Annotated in this window: 18 protein-coding genes and 2 pseudogenes; 1 reads left to right on the top strand and 19 read right to left on the bottom strand. The window is 44.5% G+C overall.

The genetic code is table 11. The annotated features are described in order from the left end of the window. From HHK01_RS06620 to fapR, 19 genes and pseudogenes are all read right to left on the bottom strand, one after another. On the bottom strand, nt 1–390 hold the full coding sequence (locus tag HHK01_RS06620; RefSeq protein ID WP_170007038.1) for a YlqD family protein: 390 nt from the start codon (nt 388–390) through the stop codon (nt 1–3). Nucleotides 391–749: 359 nt separating this feature from the next. After that, the gene (locus tag HHK01_RS06615; RefSeq protein ID WP_170007037.1) at nt 750–986 is read right to left on the bottom strand and encodes a KH domain-containing protein; all 237 of its coding nucleotides are present in this window, start codon (nt 984–986) and stop codon (nt 750–752) included. A 6-nt stretch (nt 987–992) separates the two neighbouring features. Then, on the bottom strand, nt 993–1265 hold the full coding sequence (gene rpsP / locus HHK01_RS06610) for a 30S ribosomal protein S16 (protein ID WP_170007036.1): 273 nt from the start codon (nt 1263–1265) through the stop codon (nt 993–995). A 332-nt stretch (nt 1266–1597) separates the two neighbouring features. Beyond that, on the bottom strand, nt 1598–1816 hold the full coding sequence (locus HHK01_RS15535) for a hypothetical protein (protein WP_228027685.1): 219 nt from the start codon (nt 1814–1816) through the stop codon (nt 1598–1600). A 16-nt stretch (nt 1817–1832) separates the two neighbouring features. Beyond that, nucleotides 1833–2174: pseudogene (locus HHK01_RS06605) on the bottom strand (hypothetical protein); the annotation flags it as partial. Between the two features lie 317 nt (nt 2175–2491). Next, a pseudogene (locus tag HHK01_RS06600) lies at nt 2492–2967 on the bottom strand (transposase); the annotation flags it as partial. A 168-nt stretch (nt 2968–3135) separates the two neighbouring features. Next, on the bottom strand, nt 3136–3519 hold the full coding sequence (locus tag HHK01_RS06595; RefSeq protein WP_170007035.1) for a hypothetical protein: 384 nt from the start codon (nt 3517–3519) through the stop codon (nt 3136–3138). 169 nt (nt 3520–3688) lie between these two features. Next, the gene (locus HHK01_RS06590) at nt 3689–4612 is read right to left on the bottom strand and encodes a hypothetical protein (RefSeq protein WP_170007034.1); all 924 of its coding nucleotides are present in this window, start codon (nt 4610–4612) and stop codon (nt 3689–3691) included. Nucleotides 4613–5275: 663 nt separating this feature from the next. Then, a complete protein-coding gene (ffh, locus tag HHK01_RS06585) occupies nt 5276–6628 on the bottom strand; it encodes a signal recognition particle protein (RefSeq protein ID WP_170007033.1) in 1353 nt (450 codons plus the stop codon). 18 nt (nt 6629–6646) lie between these two features. Next, complete coding sequence (locus HHK01_RS06580; protein ID WP_170007032.1) at nt 6647–6979, bottom strand: putative DNA-binding protein; 333 nt, start codon at nt 6977–6979, stop codon at nt 6647–6649. A 132-nt stretch (nt 6980–7111) separates the two neighbouring features. After that, entirely contained in the window at nt 7112–8110 is a 999-nt protein-coding gene (ftsY, locus tag HHK01_RS06575) for a signal recognition particle-docking protein FtsY (protein WP_170007031.1), read from the bottom strand. 17 nt (nt 8111–8127) lie between these two features. Then, complete coding sequence (locus tag HHK01_RS06570; RefSeq protein ID WP_170007030.1) at nt 8128–8631, bottom strand: hypothetical protein; 504 nt, start codon at nt 8629–8631, stop codon at nt 8128–8130. A 105-nt stretch (nt 8632–8736) separates the two neighbouring features. Next, on the bottom strand, nt 8737–12294 hold the full coding sequence (smc, locus tag HHK01_RS06565; protein WP_170007029.1) for a chromosome segregation protein SMC: 3558 nt from the start codon (nt 12292–12294) through the stop codon (nt 8737–8739). A gap of 15 nt (nt 12295–12309) precedes the next feature. After that, a complete protein-coding gene (gene rnc / locus HHK01_RS06560; protein ID WP_170007028.1) occupies nt 12310–13044 on the bottom strand; it encodes a ribonuclease III in 735 nt (244 codons plus the stop codon). Nucleotides 13045–13176: 132 nt separating this feature from the next. Further along, on the bottom strand, nt 13177–13410 hold the full coding sequence (locus tag HHK01_RS06555) for an acyl carrier protein (protein WP_170007027.1): 234 nt from the start codon (nt 13408–13410) through the stop codon (nt 13177–13179). Nucleotides 13411–13464: 54 nt separating this feature from the next. Further along, nucleotides 13465–14208 (bottom strand): 3-oxoacyl-[acyl-carrier-protein] reductase, encoded by a 744-nt coding sequence (fabG, locus tag HHK01_RS06550; protein ID WP_170007026.1) that lies wholly within the window; start codon nt 14206–14208, stop codon nt 13465–13467. Between the two features lie 34 nt (nt 14209–14242). After that, complete coding sequence (gene fabD, locus HHK01_RS06545; protein WP_170007025.1) at nt 14243–15205, bottom strand: ACP S-malonyltransferase; 963 nt, start codon at nt 15203–15205, stop codon at nt 14243–14245. Between the two features lie 2 nt (nt 15206–15207). Then, entirely contained in the window at nt 15208–16197 is a 990-nt protein-coding gene (plsX, locus tag HHK01_RS06540; RefSeq protein WP_170007024.1) for a phosphate acyltransferase PlsX, read from the bottom strand. Continuing rightward, entirely contained in the window at nt 16194–16778 is a 585-nt protein-coding gene (gene fapR / locus HHK01_RS06535; RefSeq protein WP_170007023.1) for a transcription factor FapR, read from the bottom strand. The genes plsX and fapR overlap by 4 nt, the downstream gene beginning before the upstream one ends. Before the next feature lie 209 nt (nt 16779–16987). Here fapR and HHK01_RS06530 point away from each other — a divergent pair, with 209 nt between their 5' ends. After that, nucleotides 16988–17581: a hypothetical protein gene (locus HHK01_RS06530; protein WP_170007022.1), complete on the top strand. Its 594-nt coding sequence runs from the start codon at nt 16988–16990 to the stop codon at nt 17579–17581. The last annotated feature ends 48 nt before the right edge of the window (nt 17582–17629 follow it).

Raw genomic sequence — 17629 nt, 5'->3', positions numbered from 1 at the left:
TCACTCTCCGCCGCGAATTTCCAAGACTTCATCATTCTTTATAATGATCTCTTTCGGGGAATCCATCCATGGGGTACCGACTTCGACCGTAACCAATTCTTTCGTTTCACCCGTTTTCAGCTCATATCCAAGAGGCAGTTTATCTAGCTGCTCCAATTGAATCTTAAGGCGCTTCATTTGCTCTTCTCTCATGCTCACTTGCTTATCAAATTGTTGTTGGACGAGTTGCTTTTTGTCCTTATAATTCCGCTCCATCTTTCTTTGTTCAAAAGCAAGCTGTTCTTGTTCTCTCTCTAACTTCTGTAATTTATGTTCAAATGAGGCTCGGAGTTTTTGCTTCGTTTGTTCGGTCAACACTTGCTTTACAATCACTTTCCGAAAAATTTGCACGGGTACTCCTCCTCTGAAAAAGTTTTTCTATGCGAAAAAAGAGGGGTGCGTCCCCTCTTTTTTCCTAGTCTAGCTTCGGCGGCTTCGAATCAACCGCCTTTCGCTTTTCACAGTCCAGCTGCAGGCGGTAGCGAACCGCACGTCATTTCAGCCCCTCCGAGAAAGTTAAAAAGCAACTTTCCCTCCGGTTCTGAGATGAGTGGGATTCGCTGATCAACCGCCTTCCGCTTTTCACAGTCCAGCTGCAGGCGGTAGCGAACCGCACGTCATTTCAGCCCCTCCGAGAAAGTTAAAATACAACTTTCCCTCCGGTTCTGAGATGAGTGGGATTCGCTGATCAACCGCCTTCCGCTTTTCAGTTAGTCTACGATGTCAAGTGTTATGGATTTATCTTCATTTTTAGATTTTGCGGTGGCGTGCACGAGTGTGCGTAATGCCTTCGCTGTACGCCCACCTTTTCCAATCACTTTGCCCATGTCCTCTTTTGCTACCGACAACTTGTAAACGATTCGATCCCCTTGATCTTCTTCAACAATCCGAATTGCCTCAGTGTTGTCTACAAGCGGAGTAACCATCGTAGTGATCAACTGGATCATGGTCGATTACTTCGCTTGTTTCGCGTTGTGGAATTTTTCCATGATACCTTGAGTAGAGAACAAGTTACGAACTGTGTCAGATGGTTTCGCACCGTCTTGTAACCATTTCAAAGCAAGCTCTTCATCAATCTTTACCTCAGCTGGTTTAGCTACTGGATTGTAAGTTCCCACTTGCTCGATGATACGACCGTCACGCGGGGAACGAGAATCTGCAACTACAACACGATAGAATGGATTTCTTTTAGAACCCATACGTTTTAGACGAATTTTAACTGCCATAATAAGCACCTCCGAATAGTTTCAACAAATACGTATAGTAGCAAAGTCTTAATTTGCTGTAAAGTATTTTCTCTTAACGTAAAGTATTTTAACTTAACAGCAGGGGTGAAGTCAAGTTTAATTGTTAGTGGTCAGCTTTGAGGAGTAAATACAGATAGTTATTTGGCAGCTTCCAGTTTTTATATGTTAAAATTTACCATATAAATTAAATTATTTTTTGCCAAAAAAGGAAGCCTAAATTAGTTTTTAGCTATTTTATTTTGGCTCTGTTAAAATGGCTGTTGATTTCCGCTCCAGGTGCTCGCTTTCCGCGGGGCGGGCGGTGAGCCTCCTCATCGCTTTCGCTCTTGCGGGATGAAATGCGGAAGCGGTCCGTTTTGCTCCCTCTGAAAAATGTTCTTTGGCTTTAGAGGCGCTTTTTGCCTCAAAAGACGAAGGTTATTTTCAGACGGGAGCAGACCGCTGTAGCCACGTCCTGTGGCAACGCCTTCCTGACCCACGTCCTGTGGGCCTCCACTCCAACCAACGATTTGGAAATCAAGATTGAGCATGAACACAGCCTATAGTTTAGGCAACTTGTTGTTGATTTAATAAGGCATGGATACGATCAGCAGCTAATTTTGAAGCATTATAAACTAAGGTCACAAAGTCAAAATGAACTTTGGCACATTTTCCAGTCCGATAACGAACGCTGTTCAGTTGAAAATATTCCTTTGTTATACGCAATGATGGACTGATGCCCCTTGTAGCCATACCAAAAGACGTTCTTCCCTTCACTGTTCTTTTTGACGCCCCAAGTAGGGTTTTGAGGGACTTCAGCACGTAATTCCGCTACAGATGCATCTAATTGAGTTTCGATTTTCTCTCAAAAAGTGGAAAATCCACTTCTTTTTCAGCTTGTTCGGAGACTCAGGGAGGAATGCTCAGACTCAGGGAGGGATGCTCAGACTCAGGGAGGAATGCTCAGACTCAGAGAGGAATGCTCAGACTCAGGGAGGAATGCTCAGACTCAGGGAGGAATGCTCAGACTTAGGGAGGAATGCTCAGACTTAGGGAGGAATGCTCAGACTCAGGGAGGAATGCTCAGACTCAGAGGGGAATGCTCAGACTTAGAGTGGAATGCTCAGACTCAGGGAGGAATGCTCAGACTCAGAGAGGGATGCTCAGACTCAGAGAGGAATGCTCAGACTTAGGGAGGGATGCTCAGACTCAGGGAGGAATGCTCCGATCCACTGCTCACGCTCTGCCTTCGGTTTTCGACCGCGTTTTTTAGGTTCAGTTTTGGGCTTTTCTTCTTTCGGCGGTGCCTGATCACGGGCTTCAAAATGGGTGGCGTCAATAGCGACCGTATCATCTGTAATAAAGCCCTCATCAACTGCTTGGAGCACAACTTGTTCTTGGGCTTCTTCTAAAATATTGGAATCACTCAATTTACCTAAAAGTCGCGAGTAGGAAGGTTCACATGGGGTATTGTCTGAAACTAAAAAACCGCAATTTAACTTGAAGTTTAGGTCATCCTTCAGGCGTTTAATGAGCTGTTTACTAGTAGGAATCCCCTCAACATAGCGGATACAAACTGAAATGACCATAGCCGCATAATTTAATTTTTCGGGAGCACCCAACCGAGACTTTTTGGTCACATTGTGGTAAATTCCATCCAAATCTATCGCTGAATCTCTTGATAACGTTGGGTAGGTTCCATCTCGTATCATTCTTGGATACTAAACAAGCTCTCTTGTCGTATACTAACCATTGGGAGTTCCTCCAGTCTTTTGGTTCGTGCTTACTTACCATTATACAAGACTTGGGGAGGTGCTCATTTTACTATGTCTCAAAACCCTTGCGCTGCATGGTCTTTGATTTGTGAAATTCATTCACCTATTCTCTCTTTAAAAAACTCACCTTCAATCTCCACAAATTTAATACTACCCCCATTATCAGAAACTAGCAGTCGACCTATGTATTTTCCATCCTTTTCAAATTTAAAGTCTATTCGTTTGCCTTCTTCATTACCTAGACTTCGTATGTTAAAATGATCCGTTACTATTATTTGAGGATCGCTATCCTGGGATTCTTCAAAAGAATAAGCGATGCATCTATGGTTCTGATCACAATAAATGTTTGCCAAATCGTATGTCTTCTCTATCACTTCCTCACTGGTTAAATTTGATGGAAAGTGGTTAAGTACTACAATACTAAGCACAGTGATTAGCAGGAGCGAAATAATTACTATGTAACCATATTTCTTTTTCAAATTTTTATCCTCCAAACCTTTCAGTATAAACAATTGTACTACTAAGGTAAATTGAAATTTAGAATTCACTACTTTAATATTAAAGTGAATAAAAAATGCCATATAAATCCTTATGGCATTCATTTTTAGTTTTATCTAACGTGCATATTTACGAACAATTCGACCCTTACTAATCTCCTATGGTGAAACTCTCTACCCAAGTTTCTGTTAATACATTTGATTTGTTAGATGGCGACCATGATAATCCAACAAATCCTATGTTTACTGAAATTGCAGCGGTACCCCCAGAGCCAGATGATGTTTCATGTCCATAAACACCATAAATCGAACCAGTCAATCCACTATCTCTTTTAGCATATCTCACTTCTTGATAACCATAGCCTTCATAATCATATCCCGAAGCCCACCTTAATGTGTTCATTGACCATTTTACATTATTTGCTCCAATAACTTTTTGTAGTTCTGCAGTACCAGTCTGATCTACACCGTACCTGTAAGTCACTCGTTGACCATTATTTCCTTCAACAACTGTCCCTCTATTATCTACTCCCCAGCCGAATAAGTCTTCATAATTATTGTCGGGCATTTCAGTCCACTCGAAATCATTGAAAAAGTTATATCTATATTCAGTACTTGTAGAGGCGCCTCTAGTTACATATGTTCTTCCCTTCAGGTGACCACCATCAATTTCATCATTTATTTCATAATCCGAGGTATCTGAATAAGCGGATGCAATACTTGCAATTCCCTCATCCTTTTCAGGTTTCTCCTTCTTAGTTTTAACTTTTATCCCACCTTTCTCTACAATTAGCCGCTTCAACCCAAGGGGCATATCAGAAACCTCTTCTTCTTCAAACCCCATTTTAGTTAAAATCTTGTCTAGCCTTTTTTCCTTCATTTTGTCAATTTTTTCAGTAGCAACTTCACTAAGGAAAATCCTACCGTCTTCAGTCTTCTTTACACTAATATCGTCAATTTTCATGTAGCTAAATGTATCATAATTGTTTACATTCTCTTCCCCGTGAACAATTGGAACATTTCCAGTAACTAGCATTCCAACAACTAAGCAAGGTAATAACTTTTTAAATTTCATTTAACTTCCCCCTTTTCATATTGCGGTTTTATTGACAGATTAAGTAACATAGAGATTTCAGCAAGTATCGGTGTAAATCAACCCCAATAAAATTGAGAGTACCACCTAACACTTAGAAAAGTTTGAAAGAGTTTCAGGAAAGTGGTTAAACATTTACTTTTCTAAAAAATTTTCTGCTTTTCTTGTTAGATTTTTCAACTGTTCCCTAGTGGTTGATTGGAGCAAAGCCATGATTAGTAAAATCAACTAAATGCATCACACAACTACAAGGACTATTTGCTCCCTTCCTGCTTTCTCCTCATAAACCAATTATTCCACAGGTTTTATAATTTGTGTATTGGGAAAATTCAATAAAAATACACTGATTTTAGGACCAAAATCAAGCTCACTTTCCCAACTTGGGCAAGTACCCCTCTAAAAACACGCAAAAAGCAGGGGGTATTCCACACTACTTGCGCAACTTTTGCCTAAACTATGTAATTTTATTCACCGTTCTCAATTAACCCTAGTTAGATTTCACATAATGCAAAACAGGAAATCAAAGTGTTATGAACACCGTAGCATTTTGTTAATTGGCGGAATTGTAATTTTTTCGATCAAACGTTCTCCATCACAGACGTAAAAAAAAACAGCCCCCCAAATCGAGAGCTGTCTCACCACTTATCACTGCATAAACGGAAAGTTCATTCCGCCGCGTTTTTTTCCTTTTTTGCCTTGCATGTTGGTCATTTGTTTCATCATTTTTTTCATTTCGTCAAACTGCTTGATGAGGCGATTGACTTGTTGGATCGACGTACCGCTTCCAGCTGCGATCCGTTTTCTCCGGCTAGCATTCATAATCTCTGGGTTCTCTTTTTCTGCGTTGGTCATTGATTTGATGATCGCTTCGACGTGGTTCAGTTGCTTCTCATCGATTTGCATGTTGTCGAGACCCTTCATCTTGTTGGCGCCAGGGATCATTTTTAATAGTTCATCAAGTGGTCCCATGTTTCGGACTTGCCCCATTTGCTCTAAAAAGTCGTCGAACGTGAATGACATCGTGCGCATTTTTTGTTCGAGCTCTTTTGCCCTATCTTGGTCGACGTTATCTTGCGCCTTCTCGATCAGGCTCATCACGTCGCCCATTCCGAGAATTCGTTGTGCCATCCGCTCTGGGTGGAACGATTCGAGAGCGTCCATTTTCTCGCCCATCCCAACAAATTTAATCGGTTTTTCCGTAACGGAACGAATAGAAAGAGCTGCTCCACCTCGTGTATCCCCGTCGAGTTTCGTGAGCACAACGCCTGTCAAACCGAGCAAATCATCAAAGGACTTCGCGACATTAACAGCGTCTTGCCCTGTCATTGCGTCGACAACGAGCAAAATTTCATCTGGTTGCGCGATTTCTTTCATTTGCTTCAATTCGTTCATTAAGTCTTCGTCAACGTGCAAACGGCCGGCTGTATCGAGAAGAACGACATCATGGTGCTCTTCCTTAGCTTTGGCAATTGCTTCTTTTGCAATCGTTACGGGACTTTCTTTATCTCCCATTGAAAACACGGGAAAGCTTAGTTGTTTTCCGAGTGTTTCGAGCTGTTTAATCGCTGCAGGACGGTAAATGTCACCGGCGACGAGAAGCGGATTTTTGTTGTATTTTTTGCGCAATACGTTTGCCAGTTTCCCAGTGGTCGTCGTTTTCCCGGCACCTTGCAAGCCGACCATCATGATGACGGTAGGAGGCTTAGCGCTAAGGTTGATTTTGCTTTGTTCTCCGCCCATGAGTGTCGTCAATTCTTCTTTTACGACTTTGATAACTTGTTGACCTGGGGTAAGACTTTTCATGACGTCCTGGCCGATTGCGCGTTCGGAGACTGTTTTCACGAAGCTTTTTACAACTTTAAAGTTTACGTCTGCTTCCAAAAGAGCCAAACGCACTTCACGCATCATGTCTTTGACGTCTTGCTCAGACACTTTGCCTTTTCCGCGAATTTTTTGCATTGTGGCTTGCAAACGTTCGGATAGTCCTTCAAATGCCACCTGCTTCGCCTCCCTTTCTTACTCTAAATCTTCTATTTGCTGTAGATAGGATTGTACGGTTTGTTTGTCGATCGGTTCTACCTCGGTTGCCTTTTTCAACTGTTTGAGCAGCTCATTTCGCTGCTGATATTTTTGCACCAGTCCGAGTCGCTCTTCATAGTCTTCAAACATCGCTTCACTTCGTTTCACATGGTCATAAACCGCTTGACGGCTTACTTCATATTGTTCAGCGATCTCACCGAGTGAAAAATCATCTAAATAGTAGAGTCCCATGTATTTTTGTTGTTTCTCTGTTAGGAGCACATGATAGAAATCGTACAAATAGTTCATGCGCGTCGTTTTATCAATCATGCTCGCTCCCCCTTAGGCCCACACGATGTCGGTATGAAAGGCGTCGCGTTTAGCCTTCACCTTTAATGTTAACCCAAACCCCTTTACATTCAGTGTATCGCCCCGGTCATTGTTGTGTCAAACGTGTTGAGATTAGGACCCCGCCGAGTCTTTCTCTTCAACTAAATCGGAGAACAACCCGTATACAAAATGCTCTGCTTGGAATGGTTGCAGGTCGTCCATTTGCTCTCCAAGTCCGACAAATTTCACTGGGATGTGGAGCTCGTGACGGATGGCGAGCACGATGCCCCCTTTTGCGGTTCCGTCTAGCTTTGTCAACACAATGCCAGATACGTTCGTTGTTTCGTTAAAGAGCTTCGCCTGGACGAGGGCGTTTTGTCCAGTTGTCGCGTCTAAGACGAGTAGCACTTCATGCGGCGCTCCTGGTACTTCGCGTTCGATAACACGCTTCACCTTGGAGAGCTCGTTCATTAAGTTTACTTTGTTTTGCAAACGACCAGCTGTATCGCATAGCAATACGTCCGCACCGCGCGCGCGAGCTGCTTGAACTGCGTCATACATGACCGCTGCTGGGTCCGAGCCTTCTCCTTGTTTAATAACAGGTACGCCGACTCGCTCACCCCATACTTCTAATTGCTCGATGGCTCCGGCGCGAAACGTATCACCGGCTGCGAGTACGACACTTTTGCCTTGCGATTTGAAGTGGTTGGCGAGCTTTCCGATTGTTGTTGTTTTTCCAACACCGTTGACCCCTACGATCAAATAGACAGTGAGGCCATCCTCGTTCATTTGAAGAGTTGAGGATGTGTCGTCCCCAGCTTCGTAGATGTCAACGAGTTTCTCAGAGATCACTTCTTGAACTTCGCGAGGGTCTTGAATGTTTCGTCGTTTCACTTCCGTCTTCAGTTGCTCAACGAGTGTCATGACCACATCAAAACCAACATCTGCACCGATGAGGATTTCTTCTAATTCTTCAAAGAAGTCCTCGTCAATTTTGCGGTATCTCGATACGAGGTCATTCACTTTCCCCGTAAAGTTATCGCGCGTTTTTGTTAATCCGTCTTTAAACTTTTCGGTGACACTATCGGTTTGGTGTGTGATTTTTTCTTTTAATTTTTTGAAAAAGCTCATGAGGTCGACACTCCTTTTTATTGCAAATTGATGTTTGTGTGTGAGTACAGGGTCATGACACCTACGCGGGTTCGACCTTCTGACCGCGGATATATTTCTCTGATCGCGGATATATGCTCCTGATCGCGGATATATTTCTCTGACCGCGGATATATGCTCCTGACCGCGGATATCTGCTCCTGACCGCGGATATATTCTTCTAATCGCGGATATCTGCTCCTGATCGCGGATATATTTCTCTGACCGCGGATATCTGCTCCTGATCGCGGATATATTTCTCTGATCGCGGATATCTGCTCCTGACCGCGGATATATTCCTCTGACCGCGGATATCTGCTCCTGATCGCGGATATATTCCTCTGATCGCGGATATATTTCTCTGATCGCGGATATCTGCTCCTGACCGCGGATATATTCCTCTGACCGCGGATATATGCTCCTGATCGCGGATATATGCTCCTGATCGCGGATATATGCTCCTGATCGCGGATATCTGCTCGCGATCGCGGATTTCTCGCCACGATCGCGGATTCAGAACGGTTTCCCGCTCCACTGAACGCGGTTGCCTGCTAGTCACTTGGTTTCCCTTCGGGGTTCGCGGATGTGTTTTTCACTTTAGACATTGATTAGGTGACGAGGTGACGCTCTTCTAACTTCACGCTAACGAGCTTGGACACACCAGATTCTTGCATCGTGACGCCGTAGAGGACGTCTGCTCCTTCCATTGTGCCTTTTCTATGGGTAATGACGATAAATTGCGTTTCTTTGCTGAATTGTTTCAAATAGTGACTAAATCGTGCAACGTTTGCTTCATCAAGCGCTGCCTCTACTTCGTCAAGCACACAAAACGGAACCGGGCGCACTTTTAAAATCGAGAACAGCAAGGCGATGGCTGTTAGTGCGCGTTCTCCACCAGAGAGTAGCCCTAAGTTTGTTAGCTTTTTTCCTGGTGGTTGCGCGACAATATCGACGCCAGTTTCTAACAGGTCGTTTGGGTCAGTTAATCGCAACTCTGCGCGTCCTCCACCAAACAGCGCTTGGAAGACGCCTTCGAATTGGGAAGAAATCGCATAAAATGTCGTCGCAAAGCGTTTTTCCATTTCTTCATCCATCTCTTCAATGACGTCGTGCAATGTGGCTTTCGCTTGCTCCAAATCGTCTTTTTGCTCCAGAAGGAATGTATAGCGCTCGTGTACGCGTTCAAATTCCTCAATGGCCCCTAGATTGACCGTTCCTAGTTCTTCGATGGCGCGCTTAATGAGTTTCACTTGCTTCTTCGCTTCTTGCAGGGGTTCCTGCAGCGGAAACTCAACTTTTGCCAATTCAAAAGAAAGCTCATACTCTTCTCGAAGGATGCCTAGCTTCGTTTCCAGCTCGACGTCAACTCGATTTGCTCTTACCTGCTCCATGGAAACTTGCTCAGTCACGTTTCGATGCTGGCGACGAAGCTCCTTCGCTTCCAGTACGAGTTGCTCCAAGCTTTCTTGGGCATCCATGCGCTCTTTTCGCCGTTCTTTCAATAGTTGAAGCGTGCGTTCTTTTTCAGCAGCCTTTTCTCGAGAGGAAATTTCTAGCTCAGATTCTCCTGAGGTCGTTGAGTTCATTTCGCTCGTTAACCATCGCAATTCATCGTCTAGCTTTTTCCACTCTGCTTGCCACGCCGCACGCTCTGTTTCCATCGTTTCAAAGCGTTCTTTTGCGTATTGCAGTTGTTCGCGCTTTGTCGCGACTTCAATCTTCACTTCGCCTAATTGGTCGTGAAGTTGTTCCTTCGAGGCGGCGTGTTCTTGTTGTTGCTTGGTCAAATATTGAATGGTGGCGTCTAGATTAGCAATGGTCGCTTCTAGTTCTTTCAAGTGAACGGAAACAGCACGTTCTTTTTCCTCAAGAGACCTGGCGTCGGTTGAGAGCTGGTTTTGCTCTAAATCGTATACTCGCAAGCGTTCCTGTAACGATTTCGCACGAGCTTCCACCTCGCGCTCGTCCCCTTTAATCGCTTGCTCTTGAAGTCGTAGTGCTTCTCCATCTTCGCGTGCTGTTTGCAGAAGCGTGTTCAGTTCACGTAAACGTTGCTTATGACTTTTCACTTTATCTTCAAACTGTACAGAATCCTTCTCCATTTGAGCGAGCTTTTTTTGCAAAGACTCCAGCTCTTTTTTCCGAGAAAGCACAGAATTCGGGTTCTTCTTTTGTGCTCCACCTGACATGGAACCACCGGCGTTAACTACGTCGCCTTCTAGCGTCACGACTCTATACCGATGGCCAAGGGCAGAAGCAATGGCATTCGCCCCTTGCAACGTTTTGGAGACAACAGTCATCCCGAGCAAATTTTTCACTATCGATTCATAAATAGGGGCAGTTGTAACGAGATCGCTCGCCACCCCGATCCAATCCGAATGACTCGTTACACGCTGAAGCTGTTGCTCAGGAATATTGCGCGCCTTCATTGTGGAGAGAGGCAAAAATGTAGCACGTCCGGCTCGGTTTTTTTTCAAAAACGAGATAGATTCTCGTGCAGTTCGCTCGTCTTCTACAACAACGTGTTGAAGAGCAGCACCGAGAGCCATTTCGAGCGCTTCTTTATACCCCTCGTCCACTTGGATTAATTCGGCTACCGCGCCGTGCACTCCTTGTAGCGATTCTCTTGCCTTGAGTACTTCCTTTACACCTTGAAAAAAGCCAGCATACTCTTCCTCCATCGCTTCCAACATCTCTTTTTTCGACTTCGTTTGCTGGAGGAATTGGTACGCCCTGTATAACTGGGATTCAAGTGATTCTATTTTTTCTTCCAGCGTGTGGCGCTCTCTATCTACTCTTTTGTAGTTTTGCAAAGCGTTTTGCACTTTTTCCTCTGCCTGAATACGCTTCTCCTTTACATCGCGGACTTCTTTTTCAATCTGCTCACGTTGTTGCAGTAATGACGAGTTTTCCTCTTGCACCTTATTTTTTTGCGTAGATGTACGTCGTCGTTGGTCATCTATATGCGTTTTTTCATGCTTGGAACGTGCTTGCTCGTTAAGACGCTCGATGTATTCACTTTTGAGTGATTCTATTTTGTCCTCTATGCCTTCTTCAATATGAGAAAGGGTTGCGGTTAGTTTTTGTAGTCTGACTTTCGCCTCTTTCAAGTCGGCTTCTAGCGTATTTACATTCGTTTTCCGGGTCTCTATTTCGGATTCTGTGGCAGCAAGTTTCTCTTCAAGCTCGGTTCTAGCTTGCCTCATTTGCGCTTGGTTCGTTTCGGCATTTTTCTGACGTTCTTGTAAAACCCCTTTTTGGCCCTCCACTTTTTCCAAAGCTTCAGAGGTTTCAAGGAGCACTTGCTGCAAGTTCGAGATCGAATCGTCTAGCGCATGGATCCGTCCTTTCATCTGTTCCTCTGCTGCTTCTTTTTCTCGTAAATGGGACGATGTTTCCATGTCTAGCATATTCAATTTTTCTAAAGAAGACTCACACTCTTGCCATTGAAGGTGGAGTTCCTCAATTTCTTGGGCAATAACCGCTACTTCGACACGCTTTAGCTCTTCTTTTTGCTCGAGAAAGTCTTTGGCAACAGACGCCTGCATGCCCAGCGGTTCGACTTGACCTTCAAGCTCTCCTAAAATATCGCGCACACGATAAAGGTTTCCTTCTGTTTCGGTCAATTTACCCTCTGCTTTTTTCTTGCGATTCTTGTATTTCAACACCCCTGCTGCTTCTTCAAAAATAGTGCGGCGCTCGTCCGATTTAGAGTTCAAGATTTCTTCCACTCGTCCTTGACTGATGATGGAAAAGGCTTCTCGCCCTAAACCAGAATCCATAAATAAATCGATGATGTCTTTAAGACGGCACGATTGCTTGTTTATGAAAAATTCGCTATCCCCGCTTCTATATACACGACGAACGACGTTGACCTCATCGTAATCTAGCGGTAACGCCCCGTCCTCGTTGGACAAAGTAAGACCGACCTCGGCAAAGTTAAGTGGCTTTCTACTGTCGCTCCCGGCAAAAATAATGTCTTCCATTTTTCCACCACGAAGAGACCTCGCCGACTGCTCACCTAACACCCAGCGAATGGCGTCTGTTATATTACTTTTTCCACTTCCGTTCGGACCCACAACAGCGGTGACCCCGGGTACAAAATCTACTGAGATGTGCTCAGCAAACGATTTAAAGCCGATTGATTCCAATCGTTTTAAATACATGTTGCAGCCACCCCCTTACCATCCTTGTTCTTTATTTTGAAAGCTTTCAATTGCCAATTTGGCCGCATTTTGTTCAGCTTCTTTTTTCGACCGCCCCGTTCCTTCACCTAGAACGTCGCCGTTATAATGCACCTGTGCAACAAAAATTCGACTATGGGCAGGACCTTGCTCATTGACGATACTGTACTCTAGCCCACCTGCCCCGTCGCGTTGTACGCGCTCTTGAAGCTGGCTTTTAAAATCCATCACATGCGAAAAAGCACCACGCGCCACTTTTGGAAACACCCATTTTTCAAGGAACGCTTGGACTACATGAATTCCTTGGTCTAAATAGAGGGCCCCTACAAACGCTTCAAACACATCTGCTAATAAAGCCGGACGATTTCTTCCGCCAGTCAACTCTTCTCCTTTTCCGAGTAACACAAGCTCTGAAAAGCGTAATTCGTTAGCAAAAATAACGAGTGATGGCTCGCAGACGATGGCAGCACGTAGCTTTGTTAGTTCCCCTTCGGACATCGTTGGATACTGTCCATACAAAAAATGGGATACTGTTAACTCCAACACCGCATCTCCTAAAAACTCCAATCGTTCGTTGTCCTCATGAGGCTTTTTGCGATGCTCATTCACATATGATGAATGGGTAAATGCTTGTTCAAGCAACGCTTCATTTCTAAATGCAATAGAAATGGTTTGCTGAAACCCAGTCAATTTCTCTTTTTGGATTTGTTTTTCTTTTTGCCTTTTGCTCATGGCTCCCACCTACTTCTTCCTTTCCATCTGTTACAGACACACTTATCAGATCCCCGGTTCAAAGGGGCAAATGCTATCGTTAAATAAAAAGCTCCGCATGAAGTACGGAGCTTTCCACTGTCAAAGCGTGTCTTACATACTGCCTTTTATGTAATCCACAGCGTCACCCACTGTGACGATTTTTTCTGCTTGTTCATCTGAAATTTCCATTTCAAATTCATCTTCAAGCTCCATAACAAGTTCAACGACATCAAGGGAGTCTGCACCTAGATCATCTTTGAAAGAGGCTTCTGGCTTGATTTCTGATGCATCGACACCGAGACGGTCCACGATGATTTTGCTTACACGATCTAATACGTCTGCCATAAGGATTCACCTCCCCTCAAGTATTATAAGGGATACTTTGTCTTTAAACAATCCTTACATGACCATTCCTCCATCAACGTGGAGCGTCTGACCGGTCATGTATCGACTTTCTTCACTTGCAAGAAAGACGGCTGCGTTTGCAATGTCTTCAGGTTTACCTAATTTACTTAAAGGAATATTGGTTAGCATCGCTTCTCGTACATCGTCACTTAACTGGTCCGTCATGTCTGTAGAAATAAATCCTGGTGCAATCGCGTTGACACGGATGTTACGCGCTGCCAATTCTTTGGCTGACGTTTTCGTTAAACCGATGACGCCTGATTTCGCCGCTACATAATTTGCTTGCCCTGGGTTTCCTAATACGCCCACAACTGATGAAATGTTAATGATCGTTCCGCTGCGCTGCTTCATCATTGGACGCGTGACCGCTTTGGTCGTTAAAAATACACCTTTTAAATTGGTATTGATCACGTCATCCCACTCTTCTTCTTTCATACGCATAAGCAAATTGTCACGTGTTATCCCAGCATTATTGACGAGAATATCCACTCGTCCAAATGATTCCACAGTTGTTTTGATTAAAGCAGACACTTCTTCTGCATGTTGCACCCCTGCTTGTACTGCGATCGCTTTTCGACCGAGCTGTTCTATTTCGGCCACGACTTCTTTTGCTTTTTGCTCACTTCCAGCATAATTGACGACTACGTTTGCGCCTTCTTTGGCAAACGTCAGGGCGATCGCTCGTCCAATTCCACGAGAAGCGCCTGTTACTACGGCAACCTTTCCTTCTAATCTCATCTGTTATGGCTCCTTTCTCCTCTGAAGCTAACTGTTAGTAGGCTTCTTGTTCTCCCTTTGTTTCACGTAACGTCTCTAACGTCTTTTGTAGCGTTTCTTCATCGTAAACTGGAAGAACGGTCGCTTTTCGTTCGATTTTCTTGACGAGTCCAGAGAGAACTTTACCAGGTCCGACTTCTATGAACGTATCGACTCCAAATTCCAGCATAGATTGAATGGTCTGTGCCCAAAGAACGGGGGAGGTGATTTGCTTAATAAGCAACTGCTCGATTTCTGCGTCATCTCTGACATGTTGTGCAGTGGCGTTGGCTACTACTGGTACTGTTGCTTCCTGGAACGAGAACCCTTTTAAAACTTTTTGTAGCTGTTCCCCGGCCGGCTCCATCAGCTTAGAGTGAAATGGTCCACTCACGTTCAACGGAATGACGCGTTTAGCTCCTTGTTCCTTTGCTTCCCGGCCTGCCTCGTCAACTCCTTCTTTTGTCCCTGAAATAACGATTTGTCCAGGGCAGTTAATGTTGGCCAGTTGCACAAGGTTTCCTCTTTTCGAGACCACTTTGCACACTTCAGCGAGGCGATCTTCAGGCATGCCGAGAACAGCGGCCATCGCCCCTTGTCCATTCGGTACTGCTTCCTCCATAAAAATGCCGCGCTGACGAACGGCATAAACCGCATCCTCAAATGAAAGTACACCAGCTGCTACAAGCGCCGAATATTCTCCTAAACTATGGCCTGCTACGACATCGAACGTGACGCCTTCTTTTTTCAGCTTCTCTAGAATGGCGACGGATGTTGTTAATAACGCCGGCTGAGCATTGTACGTTTCTGTTAACGTTTCAATTGGGCCTTCAAAAATAAGCTTCGTAAACTCTTCTTGTAAGCGTTCATCTGCACGATTAAAAACCTGTTTCACTTCTTCATAGTGCTCAGCAAGTTCTTTTCCCATGCCCACTGCTTGGGAGCCTTGACCTGGGAATAATAAAGCGGTTTTCCTCATACTTACTCCTCCTTTTGTTCAGCCACTTGTATGGCTTGGGATACGTTGGCTCCTACTAAAAGACGAGCTTGTCGAATTGCATGGAAGACAGCTTGTGCGTCAGATGAGCCGTGCGCTTTGACGACAGGCGCCTTTAGTCCAAACAACGACGCACCCCCATACTCTTTGTAATCCATTTTCCCCTTTAGTGTTCTCAAATCTTTCATTAACACTCCTGCAGCTAGTTTTGCCTTTAGGGAAGAACTGAACGTTTCCTTTAGCATCGAAAACAGGGCTGATGCCGTTCCTTCAATTGATTTCAGCACCATGTTTCCTGTGAATCCGTCTGTTACGACAACATCTGCTACACCATGCAGAAGGTCTCGCGCTTCTACGTTTCCGATAAAATGAAGGGAGGATTCGTTTTGAAGGAGCTCAAACGTTTCCTTCGTTAGCGCCGTTCCTTTTTGATCCTCGGTTCCCACATTTAGAAGTCCTACTCGTGGACGCTCAACGTTTCGTACACTTTTTGCATAGGCATGTCCCATGAGAGCGTATTGATACAGGTGCTGCGGCTTTGCTTCCACGTTAGCCCCAACGTCTAAAAATACAAAGCCGTTTCCATCTAGCGTAGGAAGCGTCGGAGCTAGTGCCGGCCGTTCGACCCCTTTTTGCCGTCCGACAATAAGCAAACCGCTAGCAACGAGGGCACCTGTGTTTCCTGCAGAAAGACAGGCATCAGCCTCTCCTTCGCGCACAGCACTAGCCGCACGCACCATGGAGGAATCTTTCTTTCTTCTAACGGCTCTAGTCGGCTCGTCATCCGATGTTATCACTTCTGTCGTTGCATGAACGACGACCCGATCGTGGGAAGAAAGTGTTGCTGGAATAACAGCTGGATCTCCGAATAAATGCATTTCTACATCTGGGAATGCTTCCAACCCTTTATGTACACCATCCAAAATGGCGTGAGGGGCGTGGTCTCCGCCCATTATATCTATCGCGAGCTTCATTCCGCTTGGCCTCCTCTATTGTCGTGCGAACGATACATTTCAAATTCGCCGGTAAAGACAAGCTCTTGGTTCACAGTGCTTTCTACCAGTACGATCGTACGACCTTTTTCTTTCTCGTTACGAGTCACCTTAGCTTTGGCAACGACCCTCTCCCCGCGCTTAACAGGTCTCGTAAACGTAATGTTTGACTTCGCAGTTAGAGCAAGCTCATCATCAATAACTGCAACGGCCAGCGAATTTGCTTGAGCAAACAAGTGATGACCACGTGCTATACCGTTTCGTTTAAACACGTGTTCCACGCCGACATCCAAAATAGAAATGGCACTCTCATCGAGCTCCACATCCACCATTTCTCCGATCACTTCATCTATAGGAAGCGAACGAACTTCTTGATCGATACGTCGCTCTGCTACTGTCCGAATCCGTTCACGCAATTCTGGAATAGAAAGTTCCATTCGGTCGAGTCTGATCGTTTGAATGCTCACAGAAAATCGCTCCGCCAACTCCTCGTCCGTGCAAAATGGATTGTCATCAATGGCGGTTTGCAATTGTTTTTGTCGCTCTTTTTTGTTTAGCTTCATGTACATCCATCCAGTTCTATTATGACTAGAAACTATGACTAGGTACTAATAGTATAAACAAAAAACGATTCGGAAGACAAGAAGAAAAGGACTTGTAAACTTTGTGGAAGGATTTGATGGTTTTTAACGAACTTTCCCTACTAACATTCGCTCTTTTTTGCTAGAATAGTAGGCGTACCATTCAAAAATGAAGGAAGGGAGGAACGACAATGTCTGAAAAGGAACTAGGTCAAGTTATGCAGGCTATTATTGAGCTAGATAAAAGCATGAAAAGAGGCTTCGCTGAGGTCTATTCTGAACTAAAAGCAACAAACGAAAAAATGGACAATGGTTTTGCTGATATCCGTTCGGAGCTAAAAGCAACAAACGAGAAAATGGATAAAGGCTTTGCTGAATGCCACGCTCGTATTGATGAAACAAACGAGAAGATGGATAAAGGCTTTGCTGAATGCCATGCTCGTATTGATGAAACAAACGAGAAGATGGATAAAGGCTTTGCTGAATGCCATGCTCGTATTGATGAAACAACCGAGAAGATGGATAAAGGCTTTGCTGAATGCCATGCTCGTATCGATGAAACAAACGAGAAGATGGATAAAGGCTTTGCTGAATGCCATGCTCGTATTGATGTAACAAATGCTTACGTAAAAGAATTACGCTCTGAGACAAAAGAAGGCTTTGCTGAGCTGAACAAACGCTTAAAGCGTCAAGAAAAAACCCACGACTTTCTTTACCGGAAGATCGGCGTGCAAGAGCTGCAACTACAAGAACATGAAGAAAGGCTAGACGAGCTCTCTTCGTAACGATCACCACCTATTGATACCCACAGATGAAACCGACTTAGAAAAACC

The sequence above is a fragment of the Bacillus fonticola genome (genome assembly GCF_012955605.1).
Classification (GTDB): Bacteria; Bacillota; Bacilli; order Bacillales; family JC228; genus Bacillus_CG; species Bacillus_CG fonticola.
The sequence above is the reverse complement of the archived record's forward strand: the minus strand, read 5'-3'. Positions and strand labels throughout refer to the sequence as shown.